Raw genomic sequence first — 9,931 nt, 5'->3', positions numbered from 1 at the left:
TACAAGGATTCCTGCTCCAGAAAGGAGGTGTTCCAGCCGCACCTTCCGGTACGGCTACCTTGTTACGACTTAGCCCCAGTCATCGGTTTTACCCTAGGCCGATCCTTGCGGTTACGGACTTTAGGTACCCCCAACTCCCATGGCTTGACGGGCGGTGTGTACAAGGCCCGGGAACGTATTCACCGCGCCATGGCTGATGCGCGATTACTAGCGAATCCAGCTTCACGGAGTCGAGTTGCAGACTCCGATCCGAACTGAGACGTGGTTTGGAGATTAGCTCACGGTCGCCCGTTGGCTGCTCTTTGTCCACGCCATTGTAACACGTGTGTCGCCCCGGATGTAAGGGCCGTGCTGATTTGACGTCATCCCCACCTTCCTCACAGCTTACGCTGGCAGTCTTGTTAGAGTCCCCAGCACTACCTGATGGTAACTAACAATAAGGGTTGCGCTCGTTATGGCACTTAAGCCGACACCTCACGGCACGAGCTGACGACAACCATGCAGCACCTCGCAAATGACTATTGCTAGAGACCCCCTTTCGGGGGCTGTCCAAATGCGTTCAAACCCGGGTAAGGTTCCTCGCGTATCATCGAATTAAACCACATGTTCCTCCGCTTGTGCGGGCCCCCGTCAATTCCTTTGAGTTTCACCGTTGCCGGCGTACTCCCCAGGTGGATTACTTAACGCTTTCGCTGTAGAGCTTACTGTGTATCGCAAACTCCTAGTAATCATCGTTTACTGCGTGGACTACCAGGGTATCTAATCCTGTTTGATACCCACGCTTTCGTGCTTCAGTGTCAGTTATGGTTTAGTAAGCTGCCTTCGCAATCGGAGTTCTGCGTGATATCTATGCATTTCACCGCTACACCACGCATTCCGCCTACCTCAAACATACTCAAGACTAACAGTTTCAACGGCAATTTTATGGTTGAGCCACAAACTTTCACCGCTGACTTATCAGCCCACCTACGCACCCTTTAAACCCAATAAATCCGGATAACGCTCGCATCCTCCGTATTACCGCGGCTGCTGGCACGGAGTTAGCCGATGCTTATTCATATGGGTACATTCCTCTCAGGTACACGTACCTGCCGTTATTCCCCAATAAAAGAAGTTTACGAACCATAGATCCTTCATCCTTCACGCGACTTGGCTGGTTCAGGCTCTCGCCCATTGACCAATATTCCTCACTGCTGCCTCCCGTAGGAGTCTGGTCCGTGTCTCAGTACCAGTGTGGGGGACCTTCCTCTCAGAACCCCTATCCATCGTAGGCTTGGTAGGCCGTTACCCTAACCAACTACCTAATGGAACGCATGCCCATCCATAAGCAATAAATCTTTAGCAAATATTCCCATGCGGGACCCCTGCTTTATCAGGTATTAGTCCGACTTTCGCCGGGTTATCCCTGTCTTATGGGTAGGTTGCATACGCGTTACGCACCCGTGCGCCGGTCGCCGGCATTGAAAGCAAGCTTTCAACCCGCTGCCCCTCGACTTGCATGTGTTAAGCCTGTCGCTAGCGTTCATCCTGAGCCAGGATCAAACTCTTCGTTGTTATAATTGTTTTATTTTTATTTCCTCGCTCAGAATCCTTTTCTATCAATTGACGGTGTTTATTTCTTTACTCCTTGAATATCTAAATCTCAATTTATAAATTGATAATTTATAATCCAAGAAACGTCTCTTGTACTACTTGTTGATATGTAAATCTTTCAAAGAACTTCGTGTTTTCTCTTTAGAAAACTGCAATGCTTTTGTGTCATTGCGGGTGCAAAGGTAGTGTTTAAAAACATATACACAAACTTTACATCACTTTTTTTACAACTATTTTTTAAAGAATTTACTACATGGCTTAAGATGAAGAGGTTAACAAATCAATAAAAAAGTATCATTTATCACAAAAATAAAAGCCCCTATAATCTCTTCACAAGATTACAGAGGCTTTCACTTATTCTATATCTACCGTTATTTACACATTTCCCGGATAGTTTGGATAATCTCACCACCCAATTCATCCGCTTCTTTTTGCGTATGAGCTTCCGAATAAATACGGATAATAGGCTCCGTATTACTCTTACGTAAATGTGCCCATTTATCCGGAAAATCAATCTTTACTCCATCAATATCTGTAATATCATAGGAAGAGAATTGCTCTTTAACCTTCAAAAGAACCGCATCCACATCAATATCCGGTGTCAATTCTATTTTTTGTTTAGAGATAAAATAAGGAGGATAAGTAGCACGCAGTTCACTCGTTTTCATCTTTTTCTTTGCCAGATGAGTCAAGAAAAGAGCGATACCCACCAAAGCATCCCGTCCATAATGGCTGGCCGGATAGATAACTCCTCCATTCCCTTCGCCACCAATAACCGTATTTGTCTCTTTCATCTTAGCCACCACATTCACCTCGCCTACTGCCGCTGCATTATACACACCTCCATAAGAACGCGTTACATCACGCAATGCACGGCTTGAGCTCAGGTTACTTACCGTATTCCCCGGCGTCCGGCTCAACACATAATCAGCCACAGCAACCAATGTATACTCTTCCCCAAACATCTCTCCATTTTCACAGACAATAGCCAGGCGATCTACATCCGGGTCTACCACAAAACCCACATCCGCTTTTGCCTGCTTCATCAAGGCTGATATTTCCGTCAGATTCTCAGGCAGTGGTTCAGGATTATGAGCAAAGTTACCGTGGGGAGCACAATGCAATTTAAATATTTCTTTTACCCCCAAAGCGTATAACAAATCCGGAAGGATCATCCCCCCCACTGAGTTTACAGCATCTATAGCCACCCGGAAATTGGCCGCCTTGATAGCCTCCACATCCACCAGGTCCAGGTTCAATACACTTTCGATATGTTTATCCTTATATGTAGCATTCGGTATAACAGTCCCCAGATGATCCACATCTGCAAAGACAAAATCCTCCGATTCCGCCAATGCCAAGACTTCAGCACCTTCGGCTGCATTCAGAAATTCACCTTTTTCATTCAACAACTTCAGTGCATTCCATTGTTTCGGGTTATGACTGGCAGTTAAAATTATCCCTCCGGATGCATTCTCCCAGGCTACAGCCAACTCCGTAGTCGGAGTTGTAGCCAAATCAATGTCAACCACATCAAACCCCATTCCGGTCAATGTTCCCAACACTATTTGCTTCACCATAGGTCCGGAGATACGTGCATCCCGTCCTACTACAATTTTTTTAGTTGTTGTTTTTGAGTTTTTTTCGATAAAAGTGGCATAAGCAGCCACAAATTTCACTATAGCCAAAGGATTCAGGCCTTCATCGGTCGTTCCGCCAATTGTTCCACGGATTCCCGATATCGATTTAATAAGCGTCATGAGTTTTATTCAAATTTATATTGTACTTTTTCATAAAAAAGAGGTTCACCGGCACTCATAAGATCCTGAGATCCCACTTTAAAAGGAACAATCAATTTCACTATCGCCTGATCCCCCACATATTCCAGCGCACTTTGAAAACCTTCACTAAAGAAATACCTTTCCAGTTCAGACTGAAAAGAGGAAGGTGACGGCTGAGGCTCCACTCCTATCCCATATTGAAAAACGAGCGGTCCTGTTCCCCCACTATTTTCACCTATATTCGAAATGGTAAATGTATCCGACATAAAATAACGCACCGAAAAACGAGAGTAAACCCTTGTCTTCCCAAGCTCCGCACGCGTGCCATTTCCAGAATCTACCACATTCAGATAAACGCCATTATCCAATTTCACAAATTGATTCTCTCCAAAGACACCATCCGCCGGGTATTTTTTTATCTCCTCAAATCCTTCCGCTGCAAACAAACGGCTTATCGCCTTTTTCTCTGCATTCAACATATCCGTATATGACTTCGTTTTACTTGAACACGAAACAACGATCAACCCGGCACATACCATCATCAAGACATAAAAAGCTCTTTTCATCTGTTTTTCAATTAATATATAAATGAGTGGCAAATGTATACATTATCCGCCATATCTTAAGCATCCATATTCATTTCTTCAATATTATTAGGATTAAATTGGATCAATCCTTTTTCAAACACAGCAACCGCTTCTTCCAGAGAGCCATAAAACTCTCCTCCGGAAGCATTCTGATGCCCACCGCCATTAAAATATGCAGCAGCAAACTTATTACACGGAAACTCCCCCACCGAACGAAGGGATATTTTCATATACTCCACATCCTCTCTAATAAAGACGGAAAAAGCAACCCCGTCAATGCTTAAAGGAAGATTAACAAACCCTTCCGCATCACCTGCCTGATAATTAAATGTATCCAGTTCTGCCTGAGACAAAGTAATCAACGCCGTTTGTTGCTCAGGATACACTTTCATCTTTTCATACAACACATACCCCATTAAACGCAAACGGGCCTCTGAATAAACCTGATTCACCTTGCGATATATCAAATCCTTATCAATGCCTTTTTTTATCAATTCTGCGATAATCGTGTATATTTCCGGTTTATTGGAATGATAGGTAAAAGAACCCGTATCAGTCATCATCCCTGTATAAATACATTCCGCCGTTTTTTTATCGATAAGATCAAACATTCCCATCCGGCAGATCAAGCGAAAAACCATCTCACTCGTCGAAGACATCTCCGGATACGACATCACCACCCGGCAGAAATCGGCCGGATTCAAGTGATGATCCACCATTACTTTACGTCCCTCTGCCGCCAAAACAGCCGGTGCCATCTTATCCAAACGTTTCGGCTCATTGAAATCCAAACAAAAAATCACATCCGCTTCACTGATCAACTGATCAGCAAACTCCGTATATTTTTCATAAACAATCACTTCCTTACTACCCGGCATCCATTTATAAAAAGAGGGAAACCCATTGGGTACTATCACTGACACATTATCCTTTCCATAGTTTGAAAGAAAATGATACAACGCCAAAGAAGACCCCAGCGAATCTCCATCCGGCGATACATGAGAAACAATCACAAAGCTATTACCTTTCTCTATATACTTATGTGCTTTTTGAATCTTTTCTTCCTGGATAATTTTTGTTATCATAACTTATTTATTTACTTGCCGAACCGCTTCCTATCTTCGATTTTTCGAAGCAAAGGTACTATTTTTTTAGATTAACTCTTCTTTCCTCATGCCACGAACCTTTCGACCACCCGGACCAACAACAATAAAAACAGAACAAAAAGCCCTGCCAAACACAACCAAGCCTTTCGTTCGGATACGTACAAAAGAAAAAATAAAAGCATCCCATAGGCAGCCAAAAGAGAGAAAATATCAAACCGAAACACCCAAGAAGCCCCCGGTATACCAGCAAACCTCTCTACAATCCTCCATAAGAGATGCATCAATTCCTCCACAATCCGCTGCAATACCACATACCCCGGAAACCACCCCGGCAAAAGCAACCAAAGCAATGCGGAAGGAATCAATAAGGTCGCAATAAACACCACAGGTATATTAACAAACAAAAAGACCGTTGAAAAATAACCGAAATAATACAGACACAAAAAAGTCACCCCTGCCTGAGCAGCAACCGTCACCGTTATTCCATTCCAAAACAAGGCTATAAGCGGATTTCTTACTTTTATAAGCCTCTGCAAACGTGGTTGCAGATACAAGATAAAAAAGACCGCCGTGTAACTTAACTGAAAACCTATATCAAACAGATAACCGGGATTATAAGCCAACATACAAAAAGCCGCTGCCGCCAATGTATTATATCGGTCGGAATCTCTTCCAAGCACCCGCCCCGTAAGATAAAACGACAACATCAACCCCGCACGCACAGAAGAGGCGGCCAAGCCCGTCACAAAAACAAAACACCAAAGCAACGCCATCATAAGCAGATACCGCACCAACCGGCTTCCCCGGTCTTGTGGCAAGAAACCCAACAAAAAGGAAAGAAAACCACTGACAACAGCCACATGAAAACCACTCACAGCCAGGATATGAGAGACCCCCGCTACCGAAAATTTGCTTCGCACCTCCTTTGACAAAGCCTTTTTATACCCCAATGTAAGCGTAGCCAATACCGACTTTTCCGTATCAGAGAGACATAATTCATCTATAGACTCCACCAACTGATACTGGGATTGAGCCGCCAATGTTTCTACAACACCCGGAGAAGAAGGATATAAAGACTTTTTCTCATTCGCCTTCGTTACCAACATCGCCAACACCACAAATAAGAAAGCAAAAAGGACTCCCCATACCCAACGCGTATCATAACGAACAACTGGCTCCTCTCGCCCAAAGCAGAAAAAAAGAAGAAAGAATACAAACAGGCAGATCAATAACAATCCCCCTATCACAAATAAATCAGGGAAGAATGAATAGAGAAGAATCCCGGTTATCCACAAACCGAGAGGTCGTACAAAAGGTCTCTTTTGTATCTCATTTATCATAGTCAGGTTTTAAGCTTACAAAATAAGGGCGGATCGAAAGCTGTCAAAAAAAACAATATCTAAGTTCAGAACAACAAAACCTCCCTTATTCCGAATGTTATAATTCTTTCAGTTCTTTTATCGTCTTTATCGGATCCGGCGACTTAAATACGAAGTTACCTGCCACAAGCACATCTGCTCCAGCCTCTAACAAGCGTTTACCGGTTTCCATATTAACCCCGCCATCTACTTCTATCAACGTATCCAGTCCTTTACTGAGGATCATCTCTTTCAAACGGGCCGTTTTGGTAACCGAATGTTCAATAAAGCACTGCCCCCCAAAGCCAGGGTTCACCGACATAAGCAATACCATATCCACATCCGCAATGATATCCTCCAACAAAGAAATGGGTGTATGCGGATTCAGCGTTACCCCTGCTTTCATACCCGCCTCTTTTATGGCAGTCACCGTACGGTGCAAATGCGTACAGGCCTCATAATGCACATTCATCATATAAGCTCCTGCCGCCGCTACTTCGGGAATAAACTTCTGAGGCTCAACAATCATCAAATGCACATCCATGGGTTTACGACAAACGCCCTTCATTGCCTCCAACAAAGGAAAGCCAAAAGAGATATTCGGCACAAAAACACCATCCATAATATCCATATGAAACCAATCGGCCTCACTTTTATTCACCATTTCTACTTCTTGCTGCAAGTGCAAAAAGTCTGCCGCCAACATAGAAGGAGCTATCAAATGTTTCATTTTCTCGCGTTTTTTACAAAAGTATATTAAAAAAAGAAGTTTACCTATATTCTGATACGGCAAAACTTACAAACAAAAAAGAACAGGTTGTTCAATTCTTCATTGAACAACCTGTTCTTTTTTGTTTTTTCAGTTCATTATAAACGAGCAAATATCCTGTTGCAAAGACGGTTCTGCTCTATACACCCGGGCAAATTGAGACAAGAAGTCTATCGTTTGTTCACGCGGTCCTCCACGTTGTTTTCCCGGATTTCTTTTTCTTATACCACTATACTTATGCATACATCGGGTAGAGAATCTCTTCATAGGCTCTTCGCTTTATTTGTTTCTTATAAAACGACAACCCTCCCGACTTATTGCATAACACCCGAATTTTAACTGATTATTTATGCCAAAGACAACTCCATCTTGTTTTCTTCCGCCATACGCCGCATATTCAGGATAGCATAACGCATACGTCCTAACGCCGTATTGATGCTTACCCCCGTAAGATCGGCTATTTCTTTAAAACTCAAATCCTGGTAATAACGCATCTCCAACACTTCTCTCTGGCTGTCCGGAAGAAACTTTATCAACTTCCGCACATCGGAAAGCACCTGGTTACGCACCAGATTATCCTCGATCGTACCATCACAAAGTTTGATATTATTGAAAAGATCCACCTCCACTTCGTCATTCGACAAGGTGTTCTCACTGCGCTCCTGACGGAAATTATCAATAATCAGGTTATGAGCAATGCGGGTAATCCAGGCCTTAAACTTGCCATTTTCCGTATAACGCCCTTGCTTAATGGTCATGATAACCTTCACAAAAGTTTCCTGGAAAATATCTTCTGTTAAATCCCGGTTACGAACAATATAATAAATATAGGAGTGAATACTGCTTTTGTAACGATTAAGTAGTACGTCAAAAGCCGCGTTTTCGCCTTCTGCATAAAGAACAACCAACTGCTCGTCGGTCATTGATTTGAATGTATTCATTACTTTTCAAATTATAGTTTATCGAGTAATGTTATGCTATAGGCAATGAATTTTAGTTAGACATTTTTTTAATTACAAGAGCAAAAGAAGTAAAAGAAATTCAAGTGGGCAAATAATTTAGCTATTTTATAAAAGAAATGTCCCTTTCTTATACTTTCCATGTACAAAAAAGGGACTTTTCAGGACAAACCCTATTTTCAGAACTTATATCCTACCGTTAATGCCACACGGGTCTTATTGGTTTTCAACGAAGCAGGCTGTGCCTCAATATACGCATCCCCATCTGCATTAATCATATTGGAGAAGGCGTACGCATCTTCTTTATACGAAGAAAGCACACATGCGATATCCGTATAAAAATTAGGAGTAAACCGGTATCCAAACCCTACCGTATAATTCGTTGCTCCTTTATCTATTGTAAAATTCGGGATCGTACCTGTCGTACGCACCTCCACTTTTCCGTTCTTCAGCGGATCCTTCACAGGACTGGAAGTCCAAGAGGCACCTGCACGAATCGCAAATTGCGGAGTCACCTTTATCTCAGTTCCCACCCGAAGCGTTCCTGCGGTTTTAAAATTCCCCTGAATATCCTCATTGGTATACATATTGGCATTCCCATACCGGTCATACATACGCATGCCTTTGTAATTCGCCATCTCATAATCGACACTGATCAAAGCTGTTCTTCCGATTATAGCTGCTGCACTGAACAACCATTTATCCGGGGAGCGATATTCATAATCCGTATACGGACCATTGTCCGGAGTATGATCATTCAGAACCTCCGGTTCATTCATTGTATTATCCTGAAGCGACGATTCCGCATAGCCGTAATAATAATCCGTCATCTTATACCAGGTAGGTGAATTATACGCTACCCCCAAACGAAAGAAATCCGTTGGTCGTATAATTGCTCCCACATTAAACGAATACCCTGTTCCATCCGTACTCAGAGAGTTATCCAATAACAAATCATTATTCTTACCTTCAAAGAACTCATCATAATAAGAAGCATAATCATAACTAATATCCGTAATAGCCAGGTTTGCCCCCAACAATACAACATCAGAGATATTCATGCCAAAAGCAATATTATATTGATCAATAGCCCCTCTTTCGGTCACATTCAAACGAGCCTCTTTTATCTCATACGGTGTCCATTCTCCGGATCTGTTCTCTCCGAAACAACTATAATATTCTTCCCATTCTTTATCATACACGATATAGCCTGCGCCATATCCCAACGGAGACAACCAGTCATTCATCTTATCATACGCATAATCATCACTCAATTGCCCGGGAGTATACGGAAATGCACGCTCTGCCATATAATCCGACAAAGACGTCTTCAAACCCGAAGTAGACATGGTGTAGTTACGGTGAAAGTTCTTCATCCGATTGTATGAAAAACCAGCATTCCATCCTACAATACCCACATCATTGGAAGTAGGGAAATAACCCACATAAGCGATATTATCAAAGTTCACCCGCGTCCGGCTGTTCTCTTCTTTCGTTCCCAGCCAATCCGTTTTCGCTTTTACGCTCGTCAGACTCAAGGTGGTCACAACTTCCGAACTGCGATAAACCGCCAATCCGGCAGGGTTCGTATGCATGGCTGAAATATCGCCCCCCAATGCACCGAAGGCTCCTCCCATACCCATATAACGAGCCGTACCACTTAATTCGGTTTGCCCGAACTTATGCGCTTCTATCTGCCCTTGTGAAAAGGCAACGCCGCCACATAGTGCCAGCGTCGCCATTATTAAAGATATCTTTTTCATCCTTTTCTTTATTAT

The 9,931-nt window shown here is 42.9% G+C and carries 8 protein-coding genes and 1 rRNA gene; all 9 read right to left on the bottom strand.

All coding sequences use genetic code 11. The annotated features are described in order from the left end of the window. Positions 1 to 20 precede the first annotated feature (20 nt). Positions 21 to 1,554: ribosomal RNA gene (locus D0T51_RS08240) — 16S ribosomal RNA — on the bottom strand. 410 nt (positions 1,555 to 1,964) lie between these two features. Beyond that, entirely contained in the window at positions 1,965 to 3,353 is a 1,389-nt protein-coding gene (gene glmM, locus D0T51_RS08235) for a phosphoglucosamine mutase (protein ID WP_163727794.1), read from the bottom strand. Between the two features lie 5 nt (positions 3,354 to 3,358). Then, positions 3,359 to 3,940 carry a DUF4827 family protein gene (locus D0T51_RS08230; RefSeq protein WP_163727791.1) on the bottom strand — a complete coding sequence of 194 codons (582 nt, stop codon included), beginning with the start codon at positions 3,938 to 3,940 and terminating at the stop codon, positions 3,359 to 3,361. A 56-nt stretch (positions 3,941 to 3,996) separates the two neighbouring features. Then, positions 3,997 to 5,046: a bifunctional oligoribonuclease/PAP phosphatase NrnA gene (locus D0T51_RS08225; RefSeq protein WP_163727788.1), complete on the bottom strand. Its 1,050-nt coding sequence runs from the start codon at positions 5,044 to 5,046 to the stop codon at positions 3,997 to 3,999. An 86-nt stretch (positions 5,047 to 5,132) separates the two neighbouring features. Further along, entirely contained in the window at positions 5,133 to 6,407 is a 1,275-nt protein-coding gene (locus D0T51_RS08220; protein WP_163727786.1) for a ComEC/Rec2 family competence protein, read from the bottom strand. A gap of 97 nt (positions 6,408 to 6,504) precedes the next feature. Next, the gene (rpe, locus tag D0T51_RS08215) at positions 6,505 to 7,155 is read right to left on the bottom strand and encodes a ribulose-phosphate 3-epimerase (protein ID WP_163727783.1); all 651 of its coding nucleotides are present in this window, start codon (positions 7,153 to 7,155) and stop codon (positions 6,505 to 6,507) included. Between the two features lie 129 nt (positions 7,156 to 7,284). Continuing rightward, on the bottom strand, positions 7,285 to 7,461 hold the full coding sequence (locus D0T51_RS08210) for a hypothetical protein (protein ID WP_163727780.1): 177 nt from the start codon (positions 7,459 to 7,461) through the stop codon (positions 7,285 to 7,287). 80 nt (positions 7,462 to 7,541) lie between these two features. After that, a complete protein-coding gene (locus tag D0T51_RS08205) occupies positions 7,542 to 8,135 on the bottom strand; it encodes a sigma-70 family RNA polymerase sigma factor (RefSeq protein ID WP_163727778.1) in 594 nt (197 codons plus the stop codon). Between the two features lie 197 nt (positions 8,136 to 8,332). Then, complete coding sequence (locus D0T51_RS08200; RefSeq protein WP_163727775.1) at positions 8,333 to 9,916, bottom strand: OmpP1/FadL family transporter; 1,584 nt, start codon at positions 9,914 to 9,916, stop codon at positions 8,333 to 8,335. Positions 9,917 to 9,931: the final 15 nt, after the last annotated feature.

The organism is Parabacteroides sp. 52, from assembly GCF_010500925.1.
In the GTDB taxonomy this organism is placed as follows: domain Bacteria; phylum Bacteroidota; class Bacteroidia; order Bacteroidales; family Tannerellaceae; genus QVMG01.
This window is presented reverse-complemented; position numbering and strand designations above follow the sequence as displayed.